At 71.8% G+C, this 522-nt stretch carries 1 protein-coding gene; it reads left to right on the top strand.

Going from position 1 to position 522, the window contains the following annotated elements; all coding sequences use genetic code 11:
* Nucleotides 1–522 (top strand): class II fructose-bisphosphatase family protein (locus tag QYM41_RS17875; protein ID WP_368801108.1); only part of this gene is annotated, 522 nt, incomplete at both ends.

Below are 522 nucleotides of genomic sequence, written 5' to 3'. Positions count from 1 at the left end.
GAGGCCGCGGACTTCGTGGACCTGCGCCTGCCGGTCAAGCAGAACCTGCACCTCGTGGCCAAGGCCAAGGGCATCAACATCAACCAGCTCACCGTGTGCGTGCTCGACCGCCCGCGCCACCAGAAGCTCGTGGACGAGGTCCGGGCCACCGGCGCCCGCACCCGGATGATCCTCGACGGGGACGTGGCCGGCGCGATCGCGGCGTGCCGCGAGGGCACCGGCGTGGACGTCATGATGGGCATCGGCGGCACCCCCGAGGGCATCGTCACCGCGTGCGCCGTCAAGGCCACGGGCGGGATCATCCAGGGCCGGCTCGCGCCGATCGACGACGACGAGCGGCAGAAGGCCGTCGACGCGGGGCTCGACGTCGACGCGGTGCTCTCCACGGACGACCTCGTGACCTCCGACAACTGCTTCTTCGCCGCCACCGGCATCACCGACGGCGACCTGCTGCGGGGCGTGCGCTACCGCGGTCCCCGGATCACGACCCAGTCCATCGTGATGCGCTCCCGCTCCGGGACC

The organism is Kocuria oxytropis (assembly GCF_040981195.1).
Classification (GTDB): Bacteria; Actinomycetota; Actinomycetes; order Actinomycetales; family Micrococcaceae; genus Kocuria; species Kocuria oxytropis.
The sequence above is the reverse complement of the archived record's forward strand: the minus strand, read 5'-3'. Positions and strand labels throughout refer to the sequence as shown.